Source organism: Rathayibacter sp. VKM Ac-2803 (genome assembly GCF_009807175.1).
Taxonomy (GTDB): Bacteria; Actinomycetota; Actinomycetes; order Actinomycetales; family Microbacteriaceae; genus Rathayibacter.
In genome coordinates, this window is record NZ_WUCD01000003.1 from 131,953 (window position 1) to 158,459 (window position 26,507).

Below are 26,507 nucleotides of genomic sequence, written 5' to 3' on the forward strand. Positions count from 1 at the left end.
TCCGGCGCGTTCGCTGGCGGGACATCCGAGTTGCCTGCGACTAGCCGATGCGATCGTCGTCGTTCGACCGGCGGGGGCGTCCGGGTTCGTCGATGACGACCATGTCCCGGCCGAGCGCCGGGCTGAGAAGCTCCCGCAGCCACAGCCGGTTGAGGACGACGAGTTGCGGGTCGTCGAACCGGTACTCGAGCGGAGTGTTGGGGTGGACGAGGATCGCGTAGGAGCGGTACTCCGCCTCCTGACGAGTCCTCCACGCCAATCGGAACGGCGCGCCTAGCGTCATCCGGGTGCGGATCGCGGTCTGCACGTGCGACAGCGTCCGGTCATCGAACTCGATCCGACGCCGCCAGGCACCGAAGATCAGTACGCCCATGAGCCTTGTCCCTTTTCTCTCTCGAGCGGTGCGCGAACGCATCTGGCGCGGAAAGCTCCGCGGGACCAGGTCCGCCCTGAAGGCAGACCGATCATGAGATCCGAAGTCGGGATGCCACTGACGCTAGACCTTCACCGGGTAGAAAGGCCCGCCAACCCACAGCGGCAGATCCGCGCGGTGACTCGCCGCTTCATAGATCAAGCCGATGTGCCGATCGGGCTCCTTCGCGCTCTTCCCTCCGCGTATCGGAAGGTCTAGTTTGCAGACACGTGGAGTTCTGAACCCGAATCGGAACTCACGAGAGGCCGCCGCACCGTCCTGGTGCGCTGGCATCGGTGCGGGTTCCCGTCGGCGACGTGCATGCCGGCGTGACCGACGGGCGCCGCAGTGCTGACCAGGCGACACCGGAGTGGACGGACGCCCTCCCTGACGAGCGCCCGACCGCGCTCACAGGTACCTTCTGTTCGCGCAGCGTCGCAAGCCCCGTGCGGGCACCCGCCCGCCGTGGTGACACTGAAGAAGTGCAGCAGCTGACCTACGCCTCGAAGAGCATCCTGACCACCGACGCCGTAGGCGACGCGCTCCTCGATCTCGTCACCGCAATCGACCGCCAGCAGCACTCCGAGGTCGTGACGGTGCCCGCCTTCACCGACGAAGGGCACCTGGTCGAGGCGAAGATGACGCTCGACGCGAGCAGCGAGCTCGTCGCCGTGCCGGTTCAGCTCGACGTCGAGGACGAGCACGCGACGACGGAGGCCGTCATCCGTGCCGTCGACGACATCCGCTCCCGGATCCGCAGCAACCGCCGCACCGTCTCGCAGCCCGTCCTCGACGACGAGCAGCACGCGTTCCACTACGACGAGTTCTGATGACCGCACAAGACCACGACGACGACCGTCCTGTCCCCACGGCGGAACCCGCGATCACCTCCGCGCGCTTGACAGAGCACAACGCCCTGCTGCATCAGGCCGCCGGGTTCGTCGGCGCGGGGCTGCACATCTCTCCCGACGACGCCCTGGTTGTCCTTGACCGTGAAGCGCGGGAGCAGGGCCTCGATGTCGCTCAGCTCGCGCGTGACATTCTCGATCGCCGACGCAGCTTGCCTTCCCTGGACTGACGAGCAGGAAAGTGTGACAACCCAACGCGGCTATTCGTAGCCCCACGTCATCGAGTCGTCGTTCCAGTCAAGAAGTTCAACAGGAGCAAAATCGATGAGCGGGTCCTCGTTCTCCTCGAGGACGACCGGCGTCGAGGGAGCGATCAGCACTGATACCTCCGCTCCCCCCGCGGTGCGGAAAGCCACGAAGGCCGGAGCGTCCCGCAGCGCTGCAAGGAAGACCCGCTTGAGCCAGTCCAGATCCGTGCCCGCCGCCAGCTCAAAGAGGTCCTCGTTCACCTTCACTCTCGCATTCACCAGGTCTCTCCCTCACGCGAGCACGAGACTAGAAGCGGCAGGCCAGCGGGGCCATGTGGTTGACCCTTACCACCAGCATGAGCCACGAAGCTGATGTGAGGGTAAACCCTGCGCTCAACGGATAGAGGTGCGGTCTGCGGAAGCTCGACGTCGATGCCGGGCTGGATCACCTCTCTACTGGGAGGTGGCTTGCTCCTCCGAAGCTGCACGCCGAGCCGCGTCCGCCTGGTGGCGATAGAGCGACGCACGACTCCACCCGACGAGACGGGCGGCATCTTCCGCAGTACGGCCGCGCGCTCGCGCGTCCGCGGCGATCGCGAGCTTGTCCGCGACCACCGCTGGGTCCGACAGCGGTCGGCCGAAGCGGGTACCGCTTGCACGAGCGGCCGCGATTCCGGCGTTGACGCGTTCGATGATGAGCTCCCGCTCGTACTCCGCGAGCGTGGCGAGCATGTTCAACATCAACCGGCCCGTCGACGTCGACGGGTCGATGCCGTCCGAGATCGACCGGACCTGCACCCCTCTCTCACGCAACAGGTTCACCGTGTTGAGAACGTCGATCAGTGATCGGCCGAGACGGTCGACTCGCCAGACGACGACGGTGTCCCCGTCCTCGGCGTACTCGAGGAGCTTCTTCATCCCGCGCCGCTCTATCGCGGTCTTGCTCCCGGACGTGACGTCCGCGAACACGTCGCGCTTCTGCACGCCGGCCGCGACGAGCGCGTCGACCTGCAACTGCGCATCCTGACTCGACGTACTCACACGCGTATAACCGAGAACCCTCACGAGCACATTCTGCCTCGGAAACCCCCTCCGGGCACCCTGATGCGACAAAGTACTGCGAGACAAGTTCTTGAGACGGCGAGACCTCCGCAGTTCCAGCCGACGCCGACCTCGGAACGGGCGCTTAGGGACTGTCTCAGAAAGCTAATGGATATCGAGACAGTCGAAGACAGAGCTCTCCCCTCCGCGAAGGAGGTGCGCTTTTTCGAGTCCGCTACGCCTGGGGCGGGCGGCGGAGGGCCTTGGCGATCTTCCTAATGCGCTCTGCGGGCTTGCCGTTCTTGCCGAGCACGACGATGTAGACGAGCGGGGCGAAGACGGCGATCGCGAACAGCTCGGGGAGCTGCTCCGCGAGAGCGGACAGGAAGGTCACCTCCTCCGGGAACTCTGGAAGCAGGATCGCCATAACGAACCTCTCCGCGGGGGACGCGCGAGCGCGTCAATTTGACGCCGAGCCGGTCGGCTCGGTCCACTGACTACTAGCAACCAAGCGCGTAGTCAGATGAGGAGGGGGCCAGGAGAGCTGGTGCTGCTCAGATCCGGGCCGGGCATGAAAAAAGCCGGCTCGAGGCCGGCGGGTTTCGGTGAAGCGTCGGAGCCGCTCCGTGCGTTGTCCGTTAACACAGAAGACCAGCCGTTCGGCTGGTCGTGGCGCACGTGTAGCAGGCGGTTCTAGTTTGCAGGGTCGATCGGCCGGAGCACAAGAACCGATGCCTTCGGGGGTCTTGAGCCAGTTCGCGGCCTAGCGCGAGCTTACAAAATTTGCGTCTGAGCAAAGTCAAGGATCCGGTGCGGCGAACGAAAAGAGGACGAGTTGCCGGAGCGCATGCCGCAATCCCCACTTTAGATTTTGGGGTGGACGGTATGGAGTTGGTCAAATCCAGGGCGTGAATCGGCCGTCGTCGTCGCGCGGTCGACTCCGGAGCGCGGTGAGGCGATTCCGGTAGACGGCCTGGAGTTCGCCGAGCTTCACGTACTTCGTGTGGTCGCCCTCGCGCTGGTAGTAGTCGAGGAGACCCTGCTGAATCCATGAGCGGATGGTTGCGCGGCGCTTCCGAATCCGTTTTGCTGCGGCACTCAGAGTGTAGAGATCGTGCGCGTCACGGTCCGGCGAACGAGGGACCATCGTCCAATCGTCGGCGGTTGTCCAGATGCGGGGTTCCGAGTCTTGGGCCACTAGCGGCAAGCGTAGCTCGGCGATGTGGCGGGTTTGGCCGTGTTCGGAAGAAGACACCCAGCACTCCCCGGTACCGATCGATGGCGAGCGGGAGGGACACGAGGCGCGGTGGGCGATTGCGCTTAAATCCGGGCCACGAAGCGACCGGCGTCATCGCGCGGGCGCAGACGTCGTGCTGTCAACGTCTGGCGATAGACGGCGAGGAGGTCGGCCTCCTTGACATACTTCGCGTGGTCGCCTTCGATCACCTCGAACGGCAGGAGGCCCTGTTGAATCCAGGCCCGGACGGTGGCGCGGCGGCGCTGAACGCGGCGGGCTGCGGCGCTGATCGTGTAGAGCGTCTCGACGCGGTTGCGTGTGTCCAACTGGTCCAGCCTGATAGTCATGACCTCTACCGACTAATCATGCTCCACTGGCAGCAAGCCTACAGAAGTCATTTCCAATGGGTCGGAAGCACGCCGAGCTGAAGAGACTGGTTGAACGGGTCGAAGGGCACCTGGACGACGCTGGCGACCTTGGCGTCCCGCGAACGATTGTTCGCGAGATGTCGTCGGGGTGGACGCTAGGCACCCCGAGCATCGGTCGGCCGTGTGGCTCGCTCTCGGCGTCGGAGCGAGACGGGGACCATCGGAGAGGGCCGGGGGTGTCCGACCGCGGATGGTGGCGGAGGTCGCTGACATGATGACCGGATGCTGATCGCTTACGTGGACGAGTCCTACACCCAGGACTTCTACTTATCGGCGCTGCCGTGACGACGCAGGAGAAGTGGGAGCAGCTCGAGCACGGCTATGCCGCTCTCCGGGAGCAGATCGCCGCGGAGCACGGGCTGCCGGCGAATGTCGAGTTCCACGGGCACGAGCTGATGGGCGGCGCCGGCGAGTGGGCTCCCCTACGCGGGAAGCATCGTGAGGCGGCGGGCATCTACGCGGCCGCTCTGCGGGTCGCACAGGAGGCCGAGGTCCGCTACCTGTTTCGCGGGGTGGATGTGAAGCGTCTGAACGCTCGGTACCGCTACCCGGAGCAGCCGCACAAGATCGTGCTGCAGCACCTGCTCGAGCGGGTGAACGAGTACCGCCGTGACGTCTTCTCCTCCGATACCGAGGAGGTGATCGTCGTCGCCGACGAGATCGCGACGCAGGAGGAACACCGACGGCAGTTCGAGAGCTACCGGTCCTTGGGCACGCCGGGCTACCTGACGAGCCGCCTTGACCTGATTTCATCCCCGATCCAGTTTGCATCCTCGAGGAACGCCGCCGGGGTGCAGGCGGCCGACCTCGCGGTCTACCTGCATCGGCGCCGACAAACGGTGACGGAGACGCACCCAAAGTCCGCGGCGACGATGGCGCGGTTGAGCCGACTGGTCACCGCGTCAACATGGCACGACTGGATCTGGACGCCTTAAAAAACTAAGACCCCACCGAGGCGGGGTCTTAGGCTGGCAACGTTCCGGGAACCGGCCCGTTGTGACGACCACAATACACGCGGATCCTGGACGAGTCACGGCATCAGGGGCGCCGCCGTTCGATGAGGATTGTGTCGCGCCAGCGGCCAGCCGCAGGCCCGTATGTCATCTGCGCAATGCGCTCGTGAGTGTCCAGGCAGCGGAATCCCGCGCGGTTGTGGAGGGTGAGGCTGGCGGTGTTCTCGGGGAAGATGCTCGCCTGGATCGTCGACAGGTCCACGTCGTCCGCCGCGGCGATGAGCTCGGCGAGCAGCGTCGAATCGATACCGCGGCCGCGGGCGGCCGTGGCAATGACATCGTCGTCGCCATGAAGCCGGGCCTCGCCCTCCCCGCGACTCCGACGGGCCGGTTCTTCAAGTGGAAGTTCCCCGACCCGATCGACTGGAGCGCCGAGAACGTCCGCCCCCTCCGCGAGGCCGTCGCCGCTCGGATCCGAACCGAACTCCTCGACTAGGCGCGACACGTAGTGGCATCAAAACGCGGCCAGAGAGAAGCCAAAAACTACAACGCCGCCGCCGCCGCCTGCGCGCACGCTCCATGACTGCCTGGATTCCCTGAACGGATCGATGCTGTCGCGAGCGCGCAGGTGCTGAAGGTCGTCAGCTTGCTTCGGCCCCGCGGTCCCACTCGGTCTTGTAGGCGTCAGCTTCGGAGCGAAGGTAGTCGCGCCGATCTGCGACGGTGGCAGTGCCAGTGTCGATCCTGCGCAGTTCACCGGTACGAGCAAGCAGAAGTGCTGGGATCGCCCCGCTGTCCACCTGCCGCGTGGCGAGGGCGATCGAGGTCTCCATGACTGCGATCTCCGAAGGGGTGAGTGCCTGCTCCGAGAAGTAGACGTGGGTGGCCAGACGATCCCCGTTGTTGAGCTCGAGAATGAGGTGGAGGCGCAGGCTCACCATCTGAGTGCCGTCCACATCGATGACAATGACGTTGCGCTGTTGACGGCGGGCGGAGCGCACGCTCACGCCGCCAAGGAAGGTGAGCAGGCCGCGGCCATTCGCTTCGTAGCTGGCGCGCTTGTTCGTAGGAGCAGCCTCGATGACGTCGTGAAGTGCAGAGCCGCGGCAGCCGTCGTTGATGTAGTTGATCGCGCCGGTGAGGAAACGCTCGTAGAAGAAGGCGAAGAAGTTGCCATCTCGAGCTGCGAGGACCTGCTCGCGGTCGTGCGCGACGTGAGTGCGTCGGCCCTTCGCTCGCGCGCGGACAAAGTCACGCAGGTGCACAAGGGAAGGCGTGTGCTCGGTGGTGGGTTCAGGGGTCGTCGATGCGTTCACGGTGAACTGGTCCTGTCTCGCACGGCCCCCAGGGAGTGCCGGTGGAGAGGTGGTCCCCACCGGCGTCCTGAGTTAAGATCGACACGAATCCTTTGCCGGGAAATTCCGTATCGACCCCTGTGGCCGCTGACCTTGATCTGTCAGCAGGTGCCAACAGGGGTCTTTGCGTGTACGGCTCAAATTATCCCACGTCAGTACGACATCCGCGGCTCTCTGCGGCGATCTAAAGCCCTCAATCGACGGGGTCGACCGAAAATGTGTCCTCAGCCGTAGGTATCGCGTGGGCTGCGCCCTGGAATCGACCTGGAGCCATTTGCGCGGAAGAGCGACACCCTTCCGAACCTCGTCCTCTATGGGACGCGTCGGTCAGCCTCGCGTCGGTCGCGTAGGCCGCGTAGCCCGCCTGGATATTCACGCTCGTCTGCACGAACCCCGCGCCGTCCTGACCGATTGAGCGGGAGCCAGTCGCTCTCACCGACGACGACAACCGGCGCGGTTTCCGCCCCGTTAGGATCCCCGAGCCGCAGACCCGCGGTGCTCGCTGAGCAGCACCTGAGTCGCAGGCCCTCTCCTCTTCTGCTGGCGGGACGCTCTCCGCGCCTCGTCGCTCTCGAAGCAGTTTCGCGCGAGCACTAATCGGCGGAGTGACGCGGATCCGGCCGCCTGGTCAGAGTTTCGCGCCCGGATCAGAATCGCGTCACACCGTCACTCTGAGAAGACACGCGTCCAAGTCAGGTGGTGGACCCATGACGTCGAGGGTGCCAGCAGCACCGTTCGGCGCGGACAGGAACGAACACAATGAGCACCTCAACTCCTCGCGGGAAGCATCGCGGACATAGCAGGCGGCTACGCCGACCACGAGTACCGATTCCGTGGGGATTTCTCCACGGGATTATTCGAGGTTACGTTTGGCCCTACGTCCAGGAGCACGTCGCGCCATTCATCGAGGAGCGGATCGTACCGCCCTTCTTGTGGCTGATCGACGTCCTGTCCGGAGGGTGACGCGACTACGAATACGGGGAGATCAGGGCATGCGGGGCCCCGTGAATGGTTTTACGCGGTGACCGGTTCGAGCTGGAGCGACCAGCCGGCCGGTTTGTCGACGGCGTGGCCGTCGTGGTCGGTGAAGACGTAGAAGTAGAACGTGGAGAGCCGCTTGTCGTTGCTGCCCGACAGGGCGCCGGCTGCGTAAAGGCGAATTGCCCACTGCTCCCCCACAACGGCCTGCGCCCAGGCGGCGTACTCGTCGGGTTCGAGGATCTCCGAGTTGCCGACGAGGAGGTTGAGCCCCTTCACGGACACGCTCACCAGGGAGAGCGTCGGGTCGGCGCCGGAGTCCGGTTCGAGTTCTGCGGCGGCCCCGCGGTCCATGAGGACGGACACCTCGGCGTGGTCAGGGATCGTCCCCTTAGGCGTGGGAGTTGCCGTGCGCGAGCGTGTGCGAGCTCGTGCAGCTGGGCATCGGTGAGGCCGGGCTGTGAGGTGATCCGCTCTCCGGCGTCGGTGAAGAGGGTGCGTTGCATCAGGCGGATCTCGCGCTCGTGCTTGTTGACGATCTTGCGGACGAGTGGCGAGACCATGCCCGGAGTTTAGAGGGAGGGAAGACAGCCCTCCGTCGGTCGTGGGACGCTGACGGTATGACCGCTCCCCGCACTCCTCTGGCGCGAACCGCTCTGGTCGCGAACGGCATGGTGTGGTTCGGGGCGTCGGTGATGTTCTTCGCGATCGCCGGCGAGCAGACGTACGCGGCGTTCATCGGTGAGTGGTTCAACGTCCTCGGCTGGGTCCTGATCGTGGCCGTGGCCGTAGGCCTGGCGGTCGTGGGTGTGATCGAGAACCGGAACATTCGCGCGGGGAAGAAGTACCGGCCGCGACCGCGGCGTCGATGACTCGTACGGCCCATGCGGCCCTGGTGGTCTGGCTTCTTCTGCTGACTGGCCTGTTCGCCGTGCCCGTCGCCGGTGCGCTCTATCAGGCGCGGGATCCGGAGTACACGTGCTTGGTCGACTGGCAGGCGCCGCCGTCGAACGGCGTCGATTATGAGTGGAGCGTGCGGGCACGGATCACGCCGTTCCCTCTGGGCCTGGAGTGCACGTTCATCCGGCAATCCGGGGAAGAAGTCGTCGTCGGTCCGGGCTGGCTGTTGACGCTGTTCGCCGGCACCGCCGGCGCTTTCGGTGTGGCATCAATCGCTGCGCTGGTGTGGCGGGCACCTCGACCGGCCTCCTCGCATGGGACCGCCACGTAGACCGAGCACACCGACCGCAGCTCGGCGCGGGTGACGGGGGGGTCGAGGGGGGTCTCCCCCTCGTGCGAGCCGGCCCGTTTCGGGTCGGCCCGCACGCGCGCTCAGAGCGCGAGCGTATGGAGCATCAGGAGGGTGGAGCCGATGGGGGTACCGAAGTCGGTGTACTCCTGGGTCGCTCGGCGGTTGCTGATGAGGTCGAGGGCAACCAACTCCTCCTCGGACTCGTCGGTCATCGGGTCGGGGTCGCCGTCCCACGCTCGGAGCACGGTCCGGTCGGCGTCGAGGAGTCGCCAGAGTCCCCAGACTCCGGCGACGGGGCCAGTCGTCTCGTACTTGAACACGAGGGCGGTCGCGGTGGGCCAGCCGTGCGCGGCCGCAGCAACGATCAGCGCACGCGCGGCCGCAGCGACCGCGGCCTGGTCGCCGGTGGCGGTCGCTGCGTCGACGGCCGCTTGCGCGTCACGCAGCGCCGGGGTGTGCCCCCACACGTCGACGTCGACGGTGGGAGTCGTGGTGGTCGTCATGGTGAGCCTTTCTCCAGCGTCGTACCGGAAGGCGGGGACAGGCATGCCGCCGGTCCCCGCGGAGTGGACTAGCCGAGGCCGTCCGCGGCGGCCTGCACCTGCGGCTTCCGCAGGAGGGCCGCGGATTCGCGCAGCTGCCGCAGAACCGGGTTGAGGTCCGTGGCGCTCATCGCGCGAACATCGCGGTCGGGGCGCTGAGGAACGCGATCAGCGCGGCCGCGTAGTCGGTCCCGTCGTCGGCGACGGGGAACCCGCCCGGGGTGCCCTCCCCCGGCAGGGTGAGCGTGTTGCGGACGTGCGCGAGGATCTCGGCGTCGGTGGCGGCGGCGTCCTCGTCGGACTCGGCGCGGCGGGTGGTGAGGATGAGGGCGAGCTGGGCGGCGGTGGCGCGGCCTGTGTCGGTGGGGGTCATCGTCTGGTCCTTTCAGCGGGTGACGGTCTGGGCGTGACGGCGGATCGCGACTCGGCGGGCGTACATGACGCACAGGCGGAACGAGCCGCTGGTGAAGCCGTGCAGCTCGTCGGAGTGCCACGCCTCCCACGTCCCCGAAGGGCGGCGGGTGACGAGCACGGACGGCGTGGTCTTCGGGTCGGTGCCCTCGACGCGGACGCTGACCGCGCGGGTGTTCGCGAGGGTGAGGTAGGTCTTCGCTGTGGTCTGCGGAACGGTGGTGGTCTGCATGGTGTGGGTGCTCCCTCTGGCTGATCGTTTTTCTTTGCCTCTCCGGCGGGGAAAACCGTTTGAGTGGAGGCGGCGCAGTGACGCCGATCACGGGCGAAATAAGCCCGCAGGGCGCGTCCGGGATCGGTGGCACGTAGCCGCTGGAGCGAAATAGGTTGAGACCGCGGAGAGGTGAAGAAAACGCGGGGAATGGGCCGCATCGCGGCCTCCTATTCGCGGCGCTCTGTCGCCGCTGCGCGAGTGCAGCTCGCGCCCCCGGAACGGGATGTCGGGGACCCTTCTATGGGTCCACGTCAAGCGGGAGGTTCGCGTCCCCTCGGGCATCGAGTCGCCCGTCGAAGCCGCCGACAGCACGACCAGCGGAGCGGTTCTCCTTGGAACCATCAAGCCTGGGGGCCGCTATGACGCTGGTGCGATCCTCTGCCACGTCGCTGTTATCGGCTAGCGCCTTGGCCGTACCGGTCGGCTAGCTCAAGGGCCAGTCGATGGAGCGTTGCGCGGAGCGGGGTGGGGGTCAGTGCCTCCGCGTCAGTGCCGAGCTGCCAGAGGGCCCACTCCGCGTGTCGGAGGTCCTGGAAGGTCACTTCCATGCGCAGGCGCCCGTCCGGTTCGACCGTCTCGCGGGTGATGGTCACTGCCGTGGTGGCGAGGTCCTCTCGTCGGCGCGGATCGATGAGGACGAGCGAGGTGAGCTGCGAGTCGCCGGCACGGAACTTCGCGCCGCGTTGTCGCCAGAGTTCTTCGAGATCGACGGCGCCAGACCGTTGGGCGGGCTCATCCAGTTCTTCGGCGGTGACGATCCGGGAGAGCCGGTAGGTGCGGTCGTTGCCGTCGACGGTGGCGAGGAGGTAGCCCTTGTCTCGTACGGTGACCAGTCCGATCGGGTCGGTCGTGCGCCATGCCGCCGCGCGATTCTCTGCGGCGTACTCGATGCGCAGTCGATGGCCGTTCAGCACAGCGCGTCTCACCTCGGTCATCACGGCCTCAGGAATCCTCTCCACGCTGCGGGGTCGCGCCAGGAGGTCGGCTTCGGGCTCGAGGAGGACTCGCTGAGCGGAGCCGACGGCGGCGAGCTGCTGCCCGTCAGGGAGGGCGTCGATCACTTTCCGCAGGGCGGACGACAGGGCGGGACCGAGCCCGAGCACGTCCTTCCCGGTACCTCCTCCCGCCGCGAGGAGAGCAAGGGTCTCGTCCGGGTTCAATCCAGTCAGCTCTGTCCTGAACCCAGGAAGCAACGAGAATCCGCCGTGACGGCCGCGGTCAGCGTAGACAGGAACGCCTGCCGTGGACAGGGCCTCGATGTCGCGGAGGACCGTTCGCGTAGAGACTTCGAGTTCGCCAGCGAGTTCATTCGCCGTGAGCCGGCCTCGCTGGCGCAGGAGCAGCACGAGAGATACCAGCCGATCTGCACGCATACGAAATTCTCCCAGAGATACATGACGGAGGGTGTCGTGATTTGTCGAGAAGCTCGTAGGACACCGTGATGAGCGGTGCACGAGGCGGCCGAGACCCGGTCGCCTCGATATGCGAATGGAGAAAAGATGACGCTCGAACGAACGGCTGTGAACCCGGTCACCTGGTCGCTGGAGATGGGATTCAATCAGGGCGAGGTCGTCTCAGGACAGACCCGCACGCTCTACGTGTCGGGCCAGACGGCGATGAGCGCGGACGGCCGACCGGAGCATCACGGCGACGTCGCCGCGCAGCTCGCCCGGAGCGTCGACAACCTCGAAGCAGTGCTCGCCGGCGCCGGAATGACACTCTCGAACCTCGTCCGGCTCAACGTCTACACGACCGACATCGACGCACTGTTCGCCCACTACGGCGAACTGGCAGGGCGCCTGAAAGCGGCAGGCGTCGCGCCGACCACAACCATGCTCGAGGTCACGCGCCTAGCGATTCCGGGCCAAGTGGTGGAGCTCGAAGGCACCGCTGTCGCCTGACCGCATCGGCTGCCGCTCGCGTCGCCCGATGGCGCGAGCGGCGCCGCACCGGCAGCGGACGCATCACGCCGGGAGTACGACGGTCCTCATCCGCGCTTCGAGCGCCTTGAACAGCTCACGGGCGATGTACCGCTTCACACTTCGCCGGATTTCTCGCCCCGTCCGGCCCTCCGCCGTGCGGCGATCGACGTAAGCACGAGTTCGCACCTCGGACACCATACGCACGCGAGCGATCACATCAAGCGCACGGTTCAGCTGACGGTCACCGCCCCGATTCAGCCGGTGGCGAGTGGTGTTGCCAGACGACGCCGGTATCGGATTCACCCCCGCGAGGGCCGCGAAGGCTGCCTCGCTACGCACTCTCCCTGGATGCGAATACGCCGCGACAGCAACAGCGGCGGTGACCGGGCCGACGCCATAGATCTGCTGCACGCCAGGTGCGAGAAGCTCGACGAGCTCGGCCAACGCGTCGCGGTTCTCGCGCATCTGTCGCCCCAGCTCGATCACCGTCGAGGCCAGCCGGATGGCCTCGCCTCGAATGACGCGCTGCGCAACATCGTCATGATGAGCATCCAGTTCGGCGAGCTTCTGCACCCCACGATCAGTGAGCGCGCGCCTGGTGTCGAGGCCGAAGTCCGCGGTGCGGACAAGCGCGTTGAGCTGATTTCGGGCGCTCGTGCGACGGATCTCCATGTCGCGGCGCGCGTCGAGCGTCACGCGGAGCGCGTTGCGCAGCCCGTCGACTTTCGGCCGAATCAGCGCGTCGAGCTCGATACCCATCGCCGAGGTCGCGGCAGCGATCGCGTCGATCTCATCGGACTTGCCGCGGACGCGGCTCGACTTCCTCGGCGGCCGAACCTCGCAGAACACGATCCCGCCGCGCTGCAACACCCGGCCCAACGACGCCCCATACGAGCCGGTGCCCTCCATTGCGAACAACACCGATCCGCTCGTGACGCTTTCGACCCAGGCGATCGCTCTGTCGATCGCCGCCGCCGTCACCGGAAACGCTCTTGTCCCGAGGATCTCGCCCGTCTTGGTGGCGACGATCGCGTAGGTGTGGGTGCGGGCGTGGGTGTCGACTCCGACGACGTGGTCGTAGTGGTGGGCGACGATCATGCGGCCTCTTCTCCTCAGGGGGTCGTCCGGGTGGGATGCGCCGCGGAGGCATCTCTCTAACGAGTCACGCGACCCAAGTCGCGGACAACCTTCTATCAAGCCATCGCAGCGTCACGCCGGTCTTGGCCGCTCGGACGGACAGGTCCCCAGCAAGACACAGCGGTCAAGAGTGTGATGAGTCACGTCCGAGCGAGCCAGAACCAGCCTGACAGCCGGCACCTGGCCAGCCGAGATCATTAGAGAGTGTGAGGGGGACGCCCCCTCAAGGGCTACCTACCTATCTAGGTAGGTAGCCCGCTCCCGTTCAGCTCGCCGCGGCCGTGTCCTGGGCTGCCTTCTCGGCCGCGGCCTGGCGGGCGACGTCGACTTCGGCGGCGGTGCGGTGTCCCTGGATGTCGGAGTAGGCGACTTTGTAGGGGCGGGTTCCGTCGTTCCAGTCGAGCGCGACGGTCACGCTCTTGGGGTTCACGCGGGTCACGACGTGCCAGCCGAACCGGTGCTTGATCATGTCGCCCTTGGCGATCGTGTCGCGGCTGTGGATCGTCACCTGTCCCGCGGCGGCCTGCGCCTCGCGGACGTCCGACCAGTAGTCGCGCTGGTCCTCGAGCTGCGCGCGCTGGGTGAGCAGTCGCTCCCGGTAAGCGCCGGTCGCGGGGGCGGTCGTCCCGATGTAGCCGCCGCCGAAGTTGTGCGAGCTGCCCTCGATCTTCCGCGTGCAGGCGCGAATGTCGGTGTCGAGGCGGTCGATGCGGCGGGCGACCATTCCGGGGGCGTAGCGGTGTTCGGTGGTGTGGGCGGCGACGTCCGCGCGGACGCGGGCGCGGGTAGCCTCGCGGTCGGCCTCGACGCTGCGGCCCATCGCGTTGTGCGCCTTCTCAATCGCGTTACGGTGCCGCGTCTCGGAGTGGTGGCCGATCTTGATCGGCTCGCCACCCTCCGGGAGCCGATCGAACGCGCGGCGCGCGGCCGCGTCGGCGGTGTCGGCGTCCGCGCTGCGGCGGTCGGCCTTCGCGTCGAGCGCGTCGACCCGGGCAGCCTGGCGCTCGAGGGTCGCCGCCTCCGCCTCGATGGCCGGGCGGAACGTCTCTTCGGCCTCGATGATGACCTCGTGTCCCGCGTCGCGCAGGGCGGTCGCGGCACGGTTGATGGTCCACCACTTCGGCAGGCGGTCCCGGGACTGCGGGACGTACCAGGCGCCAATGGAGAGGCCCCAGCGCCAGCCGGACGCCTTCAGGATCTCGGCGTTGCCGTCGCCGCGGCTGGTGCCCTCGATGAGGGTTCCGGCTTCGGGGGTGTGGGTGATGGTGAGCATGTCGGTTCTCCTTCTCGTCTCGGGGGTCAGTCGTTGTCGCGGTAGTCGGCGGGCGTCTCGCTGCGGTCGTGCAGCGCGTACGCGGCCGGGTACAGGTCGAGCGCTCGCGCGACGTCGACCGGAACGACGACGTAGGCGCCGGAGGCCATGTAGCCGACGCGATCCGCGGGCACCGGGTCGACGGGCTCGAAGTGCTGCAACGTCACCCCGGGAAGTCCCGCGCGGCCCTCGCGGGTGACCAGGTGCACGGCCGGGGTCTGCTCGGTCACCGGGTCACGGCCACCGGCGCCGACGATGACCACCTGACGGGCGGTCCGGCTGATCCCGTCCGCTCCGGGTCCGTGGTACTCGCTCGTGATGACCTCGGTACGGGTGCCGCGCTGCTGACTCATGGTGTGTCTCCCTCTGGCTGATCGTTTTTCTTTGCCTCTCCGGCGGGGAAAACCGTTTGAGTGGAGGCGGCGCAGTGACGCCGATCCCGGGCGATGTGAGGGAGCGCAGCGACCGCGTTCGGGATCGGTGGCACGTAGCTGATGGAGCGAAATAGGTTGAGACCGCGGAGAGGTGAAGAAAATTGCAGGAACGGGCCGCGAAGCGGCCTCCGATCGGCGGCGCTCTGTCGCCGCTGCGCGAGTGCAGCTCGCGCCCCGTAGAAGAACTCCCAGATGGCGCGGCTGAAATTGTGCGCGTCCGTCAACACATGACGGCACTCGCTCACCGCCCCGTGATCCAGCCCGACGCCGACCTGACGCCGTGCGTCGACTTCAAGCACAGCATCATCGGCTGACCCGCACCTCGAGCACGTTCACGCGATGAGTTCCGCAAACAGCGACAGCCATTTCGACGCCAACGCGGGAGGCGCCGCCGATGTCCGCGCGTGGGTGGCAGCGCGTGAGGGGCTGATCGTCGAGACGATCGCCGTCGGAGCCGTGGGGTTGATCGGGGCAACTCGTCGGATCAGGGCCGAGGTCGCCCTCGCACTCGTGACTGAAGAAGCGCACACGACGGAAGCGACCTGACCGAGCTCGCACGCGACATCCTCACCCGACGTCCCCACGCCCCGACAGGAGTACTCGCGGAATTGCTCGGTGCACGGGACTCCGCAGTCCTCGCCGGCCTCCTCGAGGAACTCGCAGAGCCATCGAACACCACAAGCTCGGTCAGCTCTGCACCGAGCGCCTCACAAACGCCGTGGACGTAGAAGGGACCCCGGTCACCTAGGAGGCTTCGGAAGCCCTCGCTCTCCGGCTTCGACGACGAGGATGAGCGCGCACGGCCCCGCCGCTAGAGAAAGGCGGTCGTCGCTGACAATCCCCTCGTCTCGTCGCCGCCGCTTCAGCAGTGTGAAGGTATGAGGAAGCTGTACTACTCCAGCGGTCACGTGCTGGTCGCTGACGTCACCTGCAAGGCCGTTCTCCGCCGCAGCATCTGATTCACGCCTTCGGTCATGACGCCGTCGGTCGCCGCACACCCTCGAGCATGGCGGTCAGGGCAGTCATCGCGGCTGCGAGGTCCCGCTTGCGATCCGCAGAATGCGCGATCCACAGCGCCGCTTCGTTCAACGCGCCGGAGAGCAAAAGCGTGACAGCCCGTGGATCAACATCCGTCAGGGCTCCGGCCATGTGAAGAGCGACCACCGCTTCCTCGAGATGCCGCGCGGAGTTGACCTCGTCCAGATCGCGCCACCGTGACCAGCCGACCACCGCCGGACCGTCAACGAGCAGGATCTGGCGCGTGCCCTCTTCAGTGGCCACGTCGAGGAACGCCTCGCACCCCGCGAGTAGCTCGAGCCACCCGCGCTCAGACAACCCCTCCGCGGGGACCACGACCGCCTCTGCGGCGGCCGCCACTCGCTCTCCCACCTCCCACTGCACCTGCTCGAGCACTGCCTCGAACAGCTCGCTCTTACTCGCAAAGTGGTGGTAGAGCGCACCTTTGGTCACCCCGGCGTCGGCCACGATCTGCGACAACGACACCGCAGCGAAACCTTGCCGCGCGAAACGAGTGCGCGCGTGCGCGATGAGGGACTGCCGTGTCGCGTCTCCACGCTCGCTGCGCTGCATTCACACATCTTGACATACCGGCGGTATGCCTCGTACCGTCAGAACATACCGATGGTATGTGCATGGAGGAGCGTTATGGAACTGCAGAGCCTGTACCCCGTCGTCGCGACCGACCGTGTGGCTGACGCCGCAGCCTTCTACGTTGAGCACCTCGGCTTCGTGCGGACGTTCTCGACCGATTGGTATGTGAGCCTTCGCCGGCCTGGCCCCCCGGACGTCGAACTCGCCTTCGTCGATGCCACCCATCTCACGATCCCGGACGGCTTCCGCCACCCGGTGCGCGGGCTGCTCATCAACATGGAGGTCGACGACGTCGACGCCGAGTGGCAACGCCTCGTCATCGAGGGCGGACTCGAGCCCCGGCTCGCGATTCGGTCCGAGCCTTTCGGTCAGCGGCACTTCATCCTCGCCGACCCTGCAGGCGTTCTCATCGACCTCATTACTGAGATCCCGCCTGCCGACGACTACGCCGAAGCCTTCGCAATTGAAGCAGGCACCATCCAGAGACCCTCAGCTCTGTTAGGGCCTCAGAGACGAGCGCATTGAGCTACAGCAAATGCGTAAGGTTCACGCTGGGGGATGAACGACCTCGCCATCGGGCAGCAAGGCGAGACCGTTGCCCCCGATCGTGTGGTGCAGCCGCGTCGGTCGGGATTCCTCGCGGAGTACGCAGCTCGTCCGCCAGTATCACCTACCCGTCGACGCCGCTGGATCACCGACCGCGAAGTCGAGGTGCAACCGCTCGCGGACGGGCCTTTGGGAGCGAGTCACTCGAGGATGGTCGCCGACTCGTTCAAGAGTGATCTTCACACCTGCGGGTCCCTGGATTGCGACTCACGCCGGTTGTCGCCCACAGGTTTGACGCGTCCGCAGGCCTACGACTGCAGTTAGATCACCCGGGCCTGACCGACGAAGGCTCCGTCACCGGGACCCCGCGAGCTCCTCCTTGGAGGCGTTCTCCTGAATGATCACGGGCGAGGCGTGGATGCAGACGATACGGAGGGTGCCGGGGCCGGTGTTCGTGAAGGCATGCCAGACGTCGGCGCGGACGACTGCGCTGTCGCCGGCGAGTGCGATGAACGTCTCGGCGCCGACGCGAATGGTCGCCTCGCCTTCGAGGACGGTCCAAGTCTCGGTGTACGGGTGACGGTGCAGTCCTGGTCCCTGTCCGGGGTCATTGGTGACGAGAAAGAAGGAGACGGCGGATCCGAACGCGATTCCCTCGAAGCGCAGCGTCCGGGAATCGCTGACGCGAATGTCCTCGGCGTTGATGATGACGGTCATGACGTCTCCCTTCGATTCGTTCGAGCATGGAGCGGGCGTCGGCTACGCCGTTAGCCTTTCGGTGTGCGTCGAAAGCGGGTGGAGTTCCGGTTGGCGTCGGACGACGTCTCGGCAATCCGGTTCGGGGTCTCCCCGGGGTACGAGTTGTGCCATGCGGTTCGCGTCCTCGCCTCCCCGCAGGCGCACCCTCTTCAGTGGGGGTGGTTGCGCGGCGCACGCAGACGCGTGCCGAGTGCTGCGTTCGATTTTCTGCGGCTCGTGATCGGTGACGACGGGTACCTGCCGGATTTCCTCACGTCGACGCCGAGATGGGATCTCACCCCGGAGCAGGAGCATCAGCGATTGACCGAAGCGGATCTTCGCCCGATGGTTGTGGATCTCGGCAAGCGGGCCGATCGGGCTACGGGGTCCCAGCGTGACGCGCTCCTCACGCTTCGAGACGACCCGGAGCGCACCCGCGTCCTCGTGAGCGACGCGTGGCGGGAGCTGTGGGAGGCGGTGCTGGCACCGCACTGGCCCGTGATCCAGCAGATCCTGAGCGCTGACATCGCTGCCCGATCACGCCGGACGAGCAGCGACGGCATCGGTGCGATGGTGAACGCCATCGATGACGCGATCAACTGGAAGCCGGACGCGGTCGTCGTCGAACTCGCCCGGCACGACGAGGTGCTCGACTGCCGAGGAAGCGGTCTGGTGCTCGTACCCTCGGTCATGTCCCGCCGCTGCGCGGCGCTGACCGAGCTCCCAGCCCACCCGACCCTGTTCTACCCGGCTCTCGGTGTGACGGAGTCGTGGACGAGCTCCGCCGCGGACACCGCGAGCTCGGTGATCGCCCTTCTCGGCGAGGGACGCGCGCGCATCCTTCTCAGCCTTCACACGCCGCTGTCCACCTCGGAAGCCGCGGCGGCCGCGGGCCTCGCGATCTCCACCGCGTCGCACCACCTGAGCGTCCTCCGCGCGGCACACCTCATCAGCTCTCGCCGAGAGGGCTCCTCCGTCGTCCACGACCGGACTCCGCTCGGAGAAGCGCTCGTGAACGGCGCCTCCTGAACGCGCTGCCCCGGCACCCATGCAGTAGCCGGGTTCCGCGGGATCCGCGTTTCGAGCGAGATCGAAAGGCTGTGCTCTTTGGTGCCGTGCCGGAAGTCTGGGCGCGTCGCTCGCCGCGACTCTCCTGAACACTCCGCACCATCAAACAAAGGGAATCGACATGACCGAGTACTTCCTGACCGTGCCGCACGACACCGCCGACGAGCCCACCATGGAGTCGATGCAGGACCTCGACCCTGCGTTCCTCGAGCAGATGATGACGGCCGTCGACGCCTTCAACTCCGCCCTCAAGGAGTCCGGTGCCTTCCGCTACGCCGGCGGCCTGCAGCCGCCGAGCACCGCGAAGACCGTCCACATCGAGGAGAAGACGACCCGAGTGCTCGAGGAGCCCTTCGTCGCAGCACCGTCGTACGTGGGCGGTTTCTGGATCATCGAAGCCGACGACGAGGCCACAGCGACCGCCTGGGCGGAGCAGGCCGCGCGAGCCCTCGGCAGCCGCATCGAAGTGCGCGCCCTCCAGGAGGAGCTGTCCGAGGACTGACCGGGCATGCGCCGGAAGCGCGACGTGGCGCGTCCTGCCCTCGACAGCCACTCGAGGGGAGGCCGCGTCACGCCGCGTTCACCCCGCACTCGTAGCCTCCACGCATGTCCGAGAGCATAGGCGGCAGAACGCATGCACACCGGCGAGCACGTCGAAGGGCTGCGCTCCTGGTCGGCCTGCTCATCGCGCTGATCGTCGCTGGCGCGGCGCTCTGGCAACGCGCCAACCCCTTCGTCATCGAGACCGCAATCGAGATCGAGGCCCCACCGGAAGTGGTTTGGGACGTCTTGACCGACTTCGAGGCGTACCCGGAGTGGAACCCCTCGCTTGTCGGCATGACCGGCGCCCTCGAGCCGGGCAGCACGCTCCGATTCGCCACCGATGCGACCGACGAGGCCCTCGTCTTCGAACCCGTGGTGCGCGAAGTCAGAAGGTATGAGCACCTGCGGTGGGAGGGCACCCTCCTGATCACCGGGCTCTTCGACGGTGAGCACAGTTTCACCCTTGAACCGACAGCGGCAGGTCACACCCTCCTCACCCAGGCAGAGTTTTTCCGAGGAGTTACCGTACCCTTCCTCACCCGGTGGCTCACCGACAACACAAAGCCCGACTTCATCGCGATGAACGAAGCACTCAAGACACGCAGTGAAGACTCGGCAGGCCACTAGCGTCCGTCGCTTCACATATGTCAGTCGTCCCGAATCGAGGAACTGCTCAAGAGCGCCCATCGCTCGATGAGCGCCGACATGCCTCCAGGATTCCGGAGGCGATTCCACAAGGCAACGGATACGGGCGTGCCGCGACTCTCGCCCGAGGCGTCCTTCTGGTGAGCGGTCGGCCATGCCTCACGAAACGCCGAGTGGACATCAGAACGCGCGGTCAAGTTGCGCCCGGTAGTCGCGTTCGTACTGAGATGCCGAGGAGGCGTCGGCAGCTGCCGCCGCGACCTTCGTCCAACTCGCACCGCTGCCTTCAGTCTCTTGACACTGTCGTCGACCCATCATCATCATCTCAATGACGCTCGGTGGCGGCGTGCCACCGACATCCGCAGAGAAAGGGCGCACCGATGCCCACCACGATCTTCGTCAACCTGGCCGTCACCGATCTCGCCCGGTCCCGGGCGTTCTTCGAATCGCTCGGGTACTCCATCAACGAGGGCTTCAGCGACGAGAACGCCGTCAGCGTGGTGATCAGCGACACGATCACCGCGATGCTGCTCACGCGGGAGTTCTTCGCCGAGTTCACCAGCAAGCCGATCATCGACGCCACCACCTCGACCGAGGTGCAGCTCGCCCTCAGCGCCGAGAGCAAGGACGAGGTCGACGCCGTTCACGAGAAGGCCCTCGCCGCGGGCGCGACGCCCGCCGGCGAGCAGGACCACGGCTTCATGTACTCGAAGAGCTTCGACGACCCGGACGGCCACCACTGGGACTTCGTCTGGATGGACCCGGCCGCCGCAGCCGGCGGTGCGCCGGAGCTCAGCATCGACGAGATCCGGGGGAACACGACGCACAGCTGAGTCGCTTCCCATGGCTGACTCGTCGTCGAGACCACCCCGAAAAGAACCGTGGGCCGTCGGCTAGGAGTCAATTCGGCCGTGGCTATTTGTCCCGATATTCAGCACAGCGTCCGCAGGAATGGAGGCGACGATGGCAGCCGATGAAAGTACTTCCCGGCTTGTGATTCTCGGACCGCGCGATTTCCATGCGGCGTCAGGAGTAGCGGATTGGCGGGTGCTGTTCTGGGGAGCTCACTGCTTCTACCGCACCACCTCTTTCGCGGAGGCCGCCGCCTTCGTCGTTGGCATCGCGGAGGTAGCGGAGCGCCTTGATCATGCTCCCGACATCGATATGCGCGCGGAAGGCGTCACTGTGCGTACCTGCAGCCGACCGGACGGAGCGTTGAGCGTCGCTGACGTCGATCTGGCCGCCGCGGTCAGTGTCGTCGCGCATCGACTCGGCCTCACGTCCGACCCGAGCATGCTGCAGGTCGTGGGGATCGCCGTGGCCCAAGACGCCGGCATCGATACGCGACCGTTCTGGGAGGCAGCCTTCGGCTATGAGCGCGTCGGGGAAGAAGACCTTCTCGACCCGTTGCGACGCGGACCACATCTCTGGTTCCACGAGCTGCGCACCCCGCGCCCGGGCCGAGGACGCACCCACATCGACGTCTCGGTGCCCGCCGACGAGGCCGAAAAGCGCGTGCAGGCTGCTGTTACCGCCGGCGGCCGCATCGTGGACGCCAGCGAAGCCCCCAAGTGGTGGACCCTCGCCTCACCCGACAACCACGGCATCGACATCGCCGGATGGGCCGATTGGGACGGCTAAAGCCCAGCTGAGTTCCGTCTGTTCGGGGCAAAAACGGTCAGGTCAGACCTGATCCGACTGCCAAGTCGGTCAGCGCAAGCTTCGGAAAAAGGCGCGCACGTCCTCCAGCCACACCTCGGGCGCTTCCAGAGCCATGAAGTGTCCGCCGCGCTCGGTCTCCGTCCAGCGCACGATCCGGTTCTCCCGCTCCGCGTACCGGCGAATGGCCACGTCCTGCGTCAGGGAGACGAGGACGGCCGTCGGCACACCCGAGACCGATTTCGTCCATGCTTCCGGATTGTGCATCGTCTCCCAGTACAGATTCGCGGAGGATCCGGCGGTTCCCGTGAACCAGTAGATGCTTGCGTCAGCGAGCAGCGTCGGCAGAAATGCCGGGTCCTTGGTGAGGACGTGGTGCGGGTCGGACCACTCTGCGAACTTCTCGGCGATCCACGCGAGTTGACCGGCTGGCGAATCGGTCAGCGCGTACGCGAGGGTCTGCGGGCGGGTCTGCTGTTGTTCCCGGTAGCCGCTCATCTCGGCGAGGAAGTGCTGCTGCCGCTGCACCCGCTCCTTCTCCGCCTCGGTCAGTTCGTCGGGGTTGTCGTCGGGGCCGGGGAAGTTGACGAGGGCGTTCACGTGCACGCCGATCACGGCGTCCGGGTGAGCTCGAGCGCATTGCGGCCCGATGAACGCGCCGGCGTCGCCTCCCTGCACTGCAAACCGTTCGTAGCCGAGCGTGAACATGAGGTCGCCGAGCGCGTCACCCATGCGCAGATCGGTCCAGCCCTCGCCCGCGAGAGGACTCGAGAATCCGTGTCCGGGGAGGGACGGGATGACGACGTGGAAGGCGTCCGCCGCGTCACCTCCGTGCGCGGTCGGGTTCACGAGGGGCCCGATCAGGTCCACGAACTCGAGGAAGGAGCCCGGCCAGCCGTGCAGCAGCAGCAACGGCGTCGCCTCGTCGTGCTTCGATGTCACGTGGATCGCGTGGACGCGCTGCCCATCGATCTCCGTGACGATCTGCGGGAACGCGTTGAGACGATCCTGCGTCATCGACCAGTCCTGCTCCTGCCATGCCTGGACAGCAGTCCTCAACCACGACGCAGGCACTCCCTTGGCCCACTCCTCGCCGGGGAGCTGCTCGGCGAAACGCCTTCGTCGAAGACGGTCGATCAGATCCTCGACCTCGACCGGCGTCACATCGATGCGGAACGGCTGCACTTCGGACATTGCGCTCTCCTCACGATCAAGCCTGCCCACCTACGATCTCCCCGCCCGGACTCGAACCGCAATCCATTCACCAAGACGTCATCGACTGGATTCGAGAATCGCGAACGTTCGGGCGGCGCTGCGTTTCCCGCGACTGATCAGAGAAGCACGTCAACGCCAGCGCCTCTTCTCTGCGCGGTGCTGATGGTGGGGAGATCGTCGGCTGCTGCTCACACCGCCGAAACGTGCACGCCGCACACTCGATTCAGACGCCGAACCACCTGGACGGAAGGGTCGACGAGACCGATGACTCTGCACCTGACCCGCACTCACCAGAACCGGTGGATCGCCCGACGACCGCGCAGCCGCTCCATCGCCGGAATCATCACTCTCCTCAATCCCGGCCAAGTTCCGCCCGTGTTCCGCGCCGAAGCGCGCACCCCCTTCACCGACGAACGACGACTCCTGCAGGACTCCAACACCCTCGAGATCGCGTTCGCGCGCACCATCGCCTCCCACATCCGCGCAACCGAACCGGCCTCGTTCATCGACGAGAGAGCGGACGTCGACGACACGGAGCAAGTCGCCTAACAGCAGCGCCCGAGCACCAGGTCCTCGACCGACGCCGTCGTCGACGGTGATCGAAGCGGCTACCACCTCAACTGCTCAGAACACAGGTCATCCCGCACGGATTACTCGTTCCAGGTGACGGAGAACTCGTCCCGGCCGCCCGGATCAAGGAACAGCTCGAGCGCACTCATCGCCTTCGGCGCGTCCTCCGCGGAGAACAGCGCGATCCGCAGGCTCAACCCAAAGCGATCTTCCGTCACCACGACCGGACCGAGACCGGGAATGACGACCACGAATCCGCCCTTCGGCCGTGGACGGCGTTCCCCTGCCAACAGACGACGCCGAAGGTTCCGCACACCCAACGCCGGCTTGCGCGACCGCACCCGCGCGATGAGAACAATCGGCTGAGACATCACCCCTCCCTACCCGTCGATGGCCTGGACACCGTCGTGACCGCACGGTTGCCGTCAGCACTACACACAACACCACCGGTTCCCCGACGACGAGAACGTGGTCACTTCCTCAAACGCCGTTAACCTTTCTGGCTCAGCCTGGACACATGACTACTGACCTCGATGCTGACCAGGTCGTCCGCGATGCGACCGCCGCCGTGCGTAAGAAATTCCCTGATCGCTCCGAGAGCGATATCGAGGCCATCGTGCGGGAGGAGCTGAGCAAGCTCCTGGACCGGCCCGTGCAGGACTACCTTTCCGTCCTCACAGAACGCGCGGCGAAGCAGCGACTCAAGCACGACACATCAACGACCTGACCATGCGAGCCGAGACGCTATGTCGCCTCGACGTTTTTGCCGCCGTCGTGGCAAGCGGCGCCGCATCCCTCATGCTGTCGTCCTGCGCGATGGGGTGCGACGAAGTCGGCTACCGCAACGAGCTGCGCGTGACCGTGACCGGCGAGAATCGCGACAACGTCACTGACGTGCGGCTCTGCGCTGACGGTATTTGCGCCTACCACTCGCAGGAGGCCGCCCCCTCGACAGGACGCTCCTACTGGGTCACTCACGCCGTCTCCGACCTGTGGACCTACGACTTTGGAGACCACCATCCCATTCCGTGCAACTGACCCTCCTCGACGACACCGGCCACACTCTTGACGAGCAGGAGCACGCGATCGACTGGACCCTCACCGACGAACCCAACGGTCCCGGATGCGGCTGGCGCGCAGACCCCTACGACCTCACGATCAGCATTTGAAGGGATCCGGAGGGCGACTTGCACGGCACCGGTGACAAGACAAGGGCGCCGGCACGTCATGGTCTTCAACAATTTAAGGCGTGGGCGCCGCCGCTCAACACTCAGCATGTCGACGGCCTCGCCCCTCGCCCAGTCATCACTAGATTCATTCTCAGGACGATGGGCGCGATGAGTTCACAGGCTGGCCCTTCCCGTGCTGGTGGGAGGACCTTGGCGCGGCGTAGCATCCGGTCAACTTGTCTCACCGAGAAGGAGGCCGTCAGTGTCGCGCCACACGCTCGAGCTGCCAGAAGTCGATCTCGTCTATGACGTCCACGGGCCATTACCCACATTGGACGGGCGTCCGCCTCTGGTCATGATCGGCCAGCCCATGGACGCCAGTGGCTTCAGCGCGCAGGTCGCTCTGTTCGATGACCGCACCGTCGTGACCTACGACCCGCGCGGCCTTGGACGAAGCGAACGCAAGGACGGCGGAGTCACTAACGAGCCGGACACCCAAGCTGAGGACGTTCATGCGCTCATTCAAGCTCTCGGCGCCGGCGCGGTGGATCTGTTCGCCAGCAGCGGTGGCGCGGTCGGCGCGCTCGCGCTGGTCACGGCGTACCCGCACGACGTGGCGACTCTCATCGCGCACGAACCTCCGATCGACTGCGTCCTGCCAGATGCAGAAACCGTCCAAGCCGCCCGGGAGGCTTACACCCGGGTGTACCAGGACAAAGGTTTCGGTGCTGGCATGGCCGCGTTCATCGCGATGACCTCCTGGGAAGGTGACATCACCGAGGAGTACCTCGCCCAGCCCGCACCGGACCCGGCCACGTTCGGTCTGCCGACCGAAGACGACGGCGCGCGGGAGGACCCCCTGCTCTCCAAGCGGTCCTGGGCTGTGCCCCACTATCAGCCAGACATTGATGCATTGAAGGCGGCCCCGACCAGGATCGTGATCGCAGTCGGAGAGGAATCCTTGAAGGTCTACACCGGCCGAACCGCCATCGCTCTGGCCGACCGACTCGGCCAGCAAGCCACCGTCTTCCCGAGCCACCACGGCGGATTCATGGGCGGCGAATTCGGCTATGCCGGCCAGCCTGAAGCGTTCGCCGCCAAACTCCGCGACGTACTCAACTAGCCCTAGCTCCTCCTCTGCGACGTATCCACGTTCAAGGCGCGTAGGCAAACTCCAGCGCACGTGCATTTGCAGAAGAGCCCACAGCGAGAGTTCGGCCGCGGCGTTCAACGCTTGAGCGAGTACTGGGCGATTTCGACTCCGGTGGTGGGGGTGACGCTTCGCTTCAGCACCAGACCGGTTCGATCGGAGTTGCCGAATAGGTGCTGCCCACAGAGCAGGTCGTCCGCGACGCGAGTTGATTGAGGGCGCGCGAGGGAGTGAACCTGCGGACGATTGGCTCGAGGATTATTCGACGCGGGTGGCGACTCGATCGCAGAGAGTCGTCCACTCGCCGTTGGGCTTGAATTCCCAATGGTGATTCTGAGTGCGGCCATCGTCACTGAAAGTGATCGTGGCGCGTTCGGTAGCTCCGGTGAAGGTCCAGCTCGCACCGTCGCAGGTCACAAGGTACTCCCGAGCAAATCCGTGGTTCTCGATGCTCCACGAGAAGTAGGTGCCTCGCTCCGCGTCCCAGCCGAGGAAGCTCAGAGTGTCAAACGGGCCGTTCGCCCGTTCGTCCTGCACGACGAACTGCTCGCCCGAGTGCCAGCGGGCCGAGTGCACACTTCGCCACTCGGCACCATCAAGGTCCGCACCATAGGCCGTTCCCGTGGCACTCCAGTCTCCGACGAAAATGGCCAGCGCCTCATGCCCATCAGTCATGCCCCTCATCCTGCTCCGCGTCGAAAGCGAGGACAAGATGTCGGTTTCGCACCTCCGGGCTCAGCGCCGATCGGCGTTGGTGCGCCCTCACAGCAACGCTGCAGGCGGACCCAACCGGCAAAGCCGCCGACTCG

General features: G+C 66.1%; 39 protein-coding genes. 18 read left to right on the plus strand and 21 right to left on the minus strand.

What is annotated here, in order from left to right; all coding sequences use genetic code 11:
• Nucleotides 1–40 precede the first annotated feature (40 nt).
• Nucleotides 41–373, minus strand: coding sequence for a DUF7882 family protein (locus tag GRS96_RS19600; RefSeq protein ID WP_107576107.1), 333 nt, complete (start codon nucleotides 371–373; stop codon nucleotides 41–43).
• Between the two features lie 521 nt (nucleotides 374–894).
• Here GRS96_RS19600 and GRS96_RS19605 point away from each other — a divergent pair.
• Nucleotides 895–1,242 (plus strand): hypothetical protein, encoded by a 348-nt coding sequence (locus GRS96_RS19605; protein WP_159989470.1) that lies wholly within the window; start codon nucleotides 895–897, stop codon nucleotides 1,240–1,242.
• The gene (locus GRS96_RS19610; protein ID WP_107576109.1) at nucleotides 1,242–1,490 is read left to right on the plus strand and encodes a hypothetical protein; all 249 of its coding nucleotides are present in this window, start codon (nucleotides 1,242–1,244) and stop codon (nucleotides 1,488–1,490) included. The genes GRS96_RS19605 and GRS96_RS19610 overlap by 1 nt, the downstream gene beginning before the upstream one ends.
• A gap of 30 nt (nucleotides 1,491–1,520) precedes the next feature.
• Here the strand turns inward: GRS96_RS19610 and GRS96_RS19615 are convergent, their stop codons facing one another.
• The 5 genes from GRS96_RS19615 to GRS96_RS19635 form a co-directional block, all read right to left on the minus strand.
• Nucleotides 1,521–1,787 carry a hypothetical protein gene (locus GRS96_RS19615; protein WP_159989471.1) on the minus strand — a complete coding sequence of 89 codons (267 nt, stop codon included), beginning with the start codon at nucleotides 1,785–1,787 and terminating at the stop codon, nucleotides 1,521–1,523.
• A gap of 174 nt (nucleotides 1,788–1,961) precedes the next feature.
• A complete protein-coding gene (locus GRS96_RS19620; protein ID WP_107576194.1) occupies nucleotides 1,962–2,573 on the minus strand; it encodes a recombinase family protein in 612 nt (203 codons plus the stop codon).
• 211 nt (nucleotides 2,574–2,784) lie between these two features.
• Complete coding sequence (locus tag GRS96_RS19625) at nucleotides 2,785–2,976, minus strand: hypothetical protein (RefSeq protein WP_159989472.1); 192 nt, start codon at nucleotides 2,974–2,976, stop codon at nucleotides 2,785–2,787.
• Between the two features lie 468 nt (nucleotides 2,977–3,444).
• Nucleotides 3,445–3,804, minus strand: a complete 360-nt coding sequence (locus tag GRS96_RS19630; RefSeq protein ID WP_159989473.1) for a hypothetical protein — start codon at nucleotides 3,802–3,804, stop codon at nucleotides 3,445–3,447.
• Between the two features lie 65 nt (nucleotides 3,805–3,869).
• Complete coding sequence (locus tag GRS96_RS19635; protein ID WP_107576113.1) at nucleotides 3,870–4,133, minus strand: MerR family transcriptional regulator; 264 nt, start codon at nucleotides 4,131–4,133, stop codon at nucleotides 3,870–3,872.
• A 362-nt stretch (nucleotides 4,134–4,495) separates the two neighbouring features.
• Between GRS96_RS19635 and GRS96_RS19640 the strand changes: the two genes are divergently transcribed.
• Complete coding sequence (locus tag GRS96_RS19640; protein ID WP_107576114.1) at nucleotides 4,496–5,149, plus strand: DUF3800 domain-containing protein; 654 nt, start codon at nucleotides 4,496–4,498, stop codon at nucleotides 5,147–5,149.
• 103 nt (nucleotides 5,150–5,252) lie between these two features.
• Here the strand turns inward: GRS96_RS19640 and GRS96_RS20740 are convergent, their stop codons facing one another.
• The 3 genes from GRS96_RS20740 to GRS96_RS19655 all read right to left on the minus strand — a co-directional run bounded on the left by GRS96_RS20740 (nucleotide 5,253) and on the right by GRS96_RS19655 (nucleotide 7,866).
• Complete coding sequence (locus GRS96_RS20740) at nucleotides 5,253–5,672, minus strand: GNAT family N-acetyltransferase (RefSeq protein ID WP_236553710.1); 420 nt, start codon at nucleotides 5,670–5,672, stop codon at nucleotides 5,253–5,255.
• A 136-nt stretch (nucleotides 5,673–5,808) separates the two neighbouring features.
• Complete coding sequence (locus tag GRS96_RS19650) at nucleotides 5,809–6,483, minus strand: hypothetical protein (RefSeq protein ID WP_146168504.1); 675 nt, start codon at nucleotides 6,481–6,483, stop codon at nucleotides 5,809–5,811.
• A gap of 1,053 nt (nucleotides 6,484–7,536) precedes the next feature.
• A complete protein-coding gene (locus GRS96_RS19655) occupies nucleotides 7,537–7,866 on the minus strand; it encodes a hypothetical protein (protein WP_107576116.1) in 330 nt (109 codons plus the stop codon).
• Nucleotides 7,867–8,120: 254 nt separating this feature from the next.
• Here GRS96_RS19655 and GRS96_RS19660 point away from each other — a divergent pair, with 254 nt between their 5' ends.
• Nucleotides 8,121–8,372 carry a hypothetical protein gene (locus tag GRS96_RS19660; protein ID WP_107576117.1) on the plus strand — a complete coding sequence of 84 codons (252 nt, stop codon included), beginning with the start codon at nucleotides 8,121–8,123 and terminating at the stop codon, nucleotides 8,370–8,372.
• Nucleotides 8,369–8,731 (plus strand): hypothetical protein, encoded by a 363-nt coding sequence (locus GRS96_RS19665; RefSeq protein WP_146168505.1) that lies wholly within the window; start codon nucleotides 8,369–8,371, stop codon nucleotides 8,729–8,731. The genes GRS96_RS19660 and GRS96_RS19665 overlap by 4 nt, the downstream gene beginning before the upstream one ends.
• A 101-nt stretch (nucleotides 8,732–8,832) precedes the next feature.
• On the opposite strand, the gene GRS96_RS19670 is transcribed toward GRS96_RS19665, so the two are convergent.
• The 4 genes from GRS96_RS19670 to GRS96_RS19685 all read right to left on the minus strand — a co-directional run bounded on the left by GRS96_RS19670 (nucleotide 8,833) and on the right by GRS96_RS19685 (nucleotide 11,352).
• Nucleotides 8,833–9,255 (minus strand): hypothetical protein, encoded by a 423-nt coding sequence (locus GRS96_RS19670; protein ID WP_107576119.1) that lies wholly within the window; start codon nucleotides 9,253–9,255, stop codon nucleotides 8,833–8,835.
• 166 nt (nucleotides 9,256–9,421) lie between these two features.
• Entirely contained in the window at nucleotides 9,422–9,667 is a 246-nt protein-coding gene (locus GRS96_RS19675) for a hypothetical protein (protein WP_107576120.1), read from the minus strand.
• A gap of 12 nt (nucleotides 9,668–9,679) precedes the next feature.
• Nucleotides 9,680–9,937 carry a hypothetical protein gene (locus tag GRS96_RS19680; RefSeq protein ID WP_159989474.1) on the minus strand — a complete coding sequence of 86 codons (258 nt, stop codon included), beginning with the start codon at nucleotides 9,935–9,937 and terminating at the stop codon, nucleotides 9,680–9,682.
• 434 nt (nucleotides 9,938–10,371) lie between these two features.
• The gene (locus GRS96_RS19685; RefSeq protein WP_159989475.1) at nucleotides 10,372–11,352 is read right to left on the minus strand and encodes a helix-turn-helix transcriptional regulator; all 981 of its coding nucleotides are present in this window, start codon (nucleotides 11,350–11,352) and stop codon (nucleotides 10,372–10,374) included.
• Between the two features lie 126 nt (nucleotides 11,353–11,478).
• Here GRS96_RS19685 and GRS96_RS19690 point away from each other — a divergent pair, with 126 nt between their 5' ends.
• On the plus strand, nucleotides 11,479–11,880 hold the full coding sequence (locus GRS96_RS19690; protein ID WP_159989476.1) for a RidA family protein: 402 nt from the start codon (nucleotides 11,479–11,481) through the stop codon (nucleotides 11,878–11,880).
• A gap of 63 nt (nucleotides 11,881–11,943) precedes the next feature.
• Here the strand turns inward: GRS96_RS19690 and GRS96_RS19695 are convergent, their stop codons facing one another.
• The 3 genes from GRS96_RS19695 to GRS96_RS19705 all read right to left on the minus strand — a co-directional run bounded on the left by GRS96_RS19695 (nucleotide 11,944) and on the right by GRS96_RS19705 (nucleotide 14,703).
• Complete coding sequence (locus GRS96_RS19695) at nucleotides 11,944–12,999, minus strand: IS110 family transposase (RefSeq protein WP_159989477.1); 1,056 nt, start codon at nucleotides 12,997–12,999, stop codon at nucleotides 11,944–11,946.
• Between the two features lie 304 nt (nucleotides 13,000–13,303).
• A complete protein-coding gene (locus GRS96_RS19700; RefSeq protein WP_107576125.1) occupies nucleotides 13,304–14,311 on the minus strand; it encodes a DUF3560 domain-containing protein in 1,008 nt (335 codons plus the stop codon).
• A gap of 26 nt (nucleotides 14,312–14,337) precedes the next feature.
• Nucleotides 14,338–14,703, minus strand: coding sequence for a hypothetical protein (locus tag GRS96_RS19705; RefSeq protein ID WP_107576126.1), 366 nt, complete (start codon nucleotides 14,701–14,703; stop codon nucleotides 14,338–14,340).
• 420 nt (nucleotides 14,704–15,123) lie between these two features.
• On the opposite strand from GRS96_RS19705, the gene GRS96_RS19710 reads away from it, so the two are divergent.
• Nucleotides 15,124–15,330 (plus strand): hypothetical protein, encoded by a 207-nt coding sequence (locus GRS96_RS19710; protein WP_107576127.1) that lies wholly within the window; start codon nucleotides 15,124–15,126, stop codon nucleotides 15,328–15,330.
• 426 nt (nucleotides 15,331–15,756) lie between these two features.
• On the opposite strand, the gene GRS96_RS19715 is transcribed toward GRS96_RS19710, so the two are convergent.
• Nucleotides 15,757–16,374, minus strand: coding sequence for a TetR/AcrR family transcriptional regulator (locus tag GRS96_RS19715; protein WP_107576128.1), 618 nt, complete (start codon nucleotides 16,372–16,374; stop codon nucleotides 15,757–15,759).
• A 75-nt stretch (nucleotides 16,375–16,449) separates the two neighbouring features.
• Here GRS96_RS19715 and GRS96_RS19720 point away from each other — a divergent pair, with 75 nt between their 5' ends.
• Nucleotides 16,450–16,920, plus strand: coding sequence for a VOC family protein (locus GRS96_RS19720; RefSeq protein WP_211315696.1), 471 nt, complete (start codon nucleotides 16,450–16,452; stop codon nucleotides 16,918–16,920).
• Between the two features lie 375 nt (nucleotides 16,921–17,295).
• Here the strand turns inward: GRS96_RS19720 and GRS96_RS19725 are convergent, their stop codons facing one another.
• On the minus strand, nucleotides 17,296–17,658 hold the full coding sequence (locus GRS96_RS19725; RefSeq protein WP_107576129.1) for a cupin domain-containing protein: 363 nt from the start codon (nucleotides 17,656–17,658) through the stop codon (nucleotides 17,296–17,298).
• 366 nt (nucleotides 17,659–18,024) lie between these two features.
• Between GRS96_RS19725 and GRS96_RS19730 the strand changes: the two genes are divergently transcribed.
• The 5 genes from GRS96_RS19730 (at nucleotide 18,025) to GRS96_RS19750 (ending at nucleotide 21,576) form a co-directional block, all read left to right on the plus strand.
• Entirely contained in the window at nucleotides 18,025–18,708 is a 684-nt protein-coding gene (locus GRS96_RS19730; protein ID WP_244907280.1) for an ArsR/SmtB family transcription factor, read from the plus strand.
• A gap of 160 nt (nucleotides 18,709–18,868) precedes the next feature.
• Nucleotides 18,869–19,249, plus strand: a complete 381-nt coding sequence (locus GRS96_RS19735) for a YciI family protein (protein ID WP_107576131.1) — start codon at nucleotides 18,869–18,871, stop codon at nucleotides 19,247–19,249.
• A gap of 104 nt (nucleotides 19,250–19,353) precedes the next feature.
• Nucleotides 19,354–19,917, plus strand: coding sequence for an SRPBCC domain-containing protein (locus GRS96_RS19740; RefSeq protein ID WP_107576132.1), 564 nt, complete (start codon nucleotides 19,354–19,356; stop codon nucleotides 19,915–19,917).
• Between the two features lie 398 nt (nucleotides 19,918–20,315).
• The gene (locus tag GRS96_RS19745; RefSeq protein WP_107576133.1) at nucleotides 20,316–20,768 is read left to right on the plus strand and encodes a VOC family protein; all 453 of its coding nucleotides are present in this window, start codon (nucleotides 20,316–20,318) and stop codon (nucleotides 20,766–20,768) included.
• Nucleotides 20,769–20,898: 130 nt separating this feature from the next.
• A complete protein-coding gene (locus GRS96_RS19750) occupies nucleotides 20,899–21,576 on the plus strand; it encodes a VOC family protein (RefSeq protein ID WP_159989478.1) in 678 nt (225 codons plus the stop codon).
• 69 nt (nucleotides 21,577–21,645) lie between these two features.
• Here GRS96_RS19750 and GRS96_RS19755 read toward each other — a convergent pair whose 3' ends face one another.
• Nucleotides 21,646–22,758 (minus strand): epoxide hydrolase family protein, encoded by a 1,113-nt coding sequence (locus GRS96_RS19755; protein WP_236553711.1) that lies wholly within the window; start codon nucleotides 22,756–22,758, stop codon nucleotides 21,646–21,648.
• A 315-nt stretch (nucleotides 22,759–23,073) separates the two neighbouring features.
• Between GRS96_RS19755 and GRS96_RS19760 the strand changes: the two genes are divergently transcribed.
• Nucleotides 23,074–23,358, plus strand: a complete 285-nt coding sequence (locus tag GRS96_RS19760; RefSeq protein WP_107576136.1) for a hypothetical protein — start codon at nucleotides 23,074–23,076, stop codon at nucleotides 23,356–23,358.
• Nucleotides 23,359–23,459: 101 nt separating this feature from the next.
• On the opposite strand, the gene GRS96_RS19765 is transcribed toward GRS96_RS19760, so the two are convergent.
• Nucleotides 23,460–23,750 (minus strand): hypothetical protein, encoded by a 291-nt coding sequence (locus tag GRS96_RS19765; protein WP_146168507.1) that lies wholly within the window; start codon nucleotides 23,748–23,750, stop codon nucleotides 23,460–23,462.
• A gap of 146 nt (nucleotides 23,751–23,896) precedes the next feature.
• Between GRS96_RS19765 and GRS96_RS19770 the strand changes: the two genes are divergently transcribed.
• The 4 genes from GRS96_RS19770 (at nucleotide 23,897) to GRS96_RS19785 (ending at nucleotide 25,671) form a co-directional block, all read left to right on the plus strand.
• Nucleotides 23,897–24,106: a three-helix bundle dimerization domain-containing protein gene (locus GRS96_RS19770; protein ID WP_107576137.1), complete on the plus strand. Its 210-nt coding sequence runs from the start codon at nucleotides 23,897–23,899 to the stop codon at nucleotides 24,104–24,106.
• Nucleotides 24,107–24,108: 2 nt separating this feature from the next.
• The gene (locus tag GRS96_RS19775) at nucleotides 24,109–24,417 is read left to right on the plus strand and encodes a hypothetical protein (RefSeq protein WP_107576138.1); all 309 of its coding nucleotides are present in this window, start codon (nucleotides 24,109–24,111) and stop codon (nucleotides 24,415–24,417) included.
• Nucleotides 24,408–24,548 carry a hypothetical protein gene (locus tag GRS96_RS19780; protein WP_159989480.1) on the plus strand — a complete coding sequence of 47 codons (141 nt, stop codon included), beginning with the start codon at nucleotides 24,408–24,410 and terminating at the stop codon, nucleotides 24,546–24,548. The genes GRS96_RS19775 and GRS96_RS19780 overlap by 10 nt, the downstream gene beginning before the upstream one ends.
• A 262-nt stretch (nucleotides 24,549–24,810) precedes the next feature.
• Nucleotides 24,811–25,671, plus strand: coding sequence for an alpha/beta fold hydrolase (locus GRS96_RS19785; protein ID WP_107576139.1), 861 nt, complete (start codon nucleotides 24,811–24,813; stop codon nucleotides 25,669–25,671).
• A gap of 285 nt (nucleotides 25,672–25,956) precedes the next feature.
• Here GRS96_RS19785 and GRS96_RS19790 read toward each other — a convergent pair whose 3' ends face one another.
• On the minus strand, nucleotides 25,957–26,373 hold the full coding sequence (locus GRS96_RS19790) for a DUF1579 family protein (RefSeq protein WP_159989481.1): 417 nt from the start codon (nucleotides 26,371–26,373) through the stop codon (nucleotides 25,957–25,959).
• Nucleotides 26,374–26,507 lie beyond the last annotated feature (134 nt).